The organism is Bifidobacterium sp. UBA6881, assembly GCA_002451435.1.
In the GTDB taxonomy this organism is placed as follows: Bacteria; Actinomycetota; Actinomycetes; order Actinomycetales; family Bifidobacteriaceae; genus Bifidobacterium.
In genome coordinates, this window is the sequence record DKCF01000094.1 from 25,681 (window position 1) to 26,252 (window position 572).

The 572-nt window shown below is 64.3% G+C and carries 1 protein-coding gene; it reads right to left on the reverse strand.

Features of this window, described 5'->3' with window-relative positions; translation table 11 throughout:
• A partial coding sequence (locus B3C64_RS07505) for a Glu/Leu/Phe/Val dehydrogenase dimerization domain-containing protein (RefSeq protein ID WP_291534845.1) occupies positions 1–572 on the reverse strand: 572 nt, incomplete at both ends.

Consider the following 572-nt stretch of genomic DNA (forward strand, 5'->3'; position numbering starts at 1 on the left):
CGCTCGGCGTACTCCTTGATGCGGCCACGGTGGCCCAGCTTGATGTCCTTGACGATATCGAGCTTGATGCCGTCCGGATCGTACACGTAGCCGTTGGAGTCGGAGGCGGTGACGACCTTCGCGCCCAGGGCCTGGGCCTTTTCGGTGGCGAAGATGGCCACGTTGCCGGAGCCGGAGATGACGACCGTCTTACCCTCGAAGGAATCGTTCTTCAGGACGCGCAGCGCCTCCTGGGTGTAGTAGCACAGACCGTAGCCGGTGGCCTCGGTACGGGCCAGGGAGCCGCCGAATTCGAGGCCCTTGCCGGTCAGCACGCCGGAGTACTCGTCGCGGATGCGCTTGTACTGGCCGAACAGGTAGCCGATCTCACGGGCACCGACGTTGATGTCGCCGGCCGGAACGTCGGTGAACTGGCCGATGTGACGGCACAGCTCGGTCATGAACGCCTGACAGAAGCGCATGACCTCGGCGTCGGACTTGCCTTTCGGGTCGAAGTCGGAGCCGCCCTTGCCGCCGCCCATCGGCAGGCTGGTCAGGGAGTTCTTGAGGATCTGCTCGAAGCCGAGGAACTT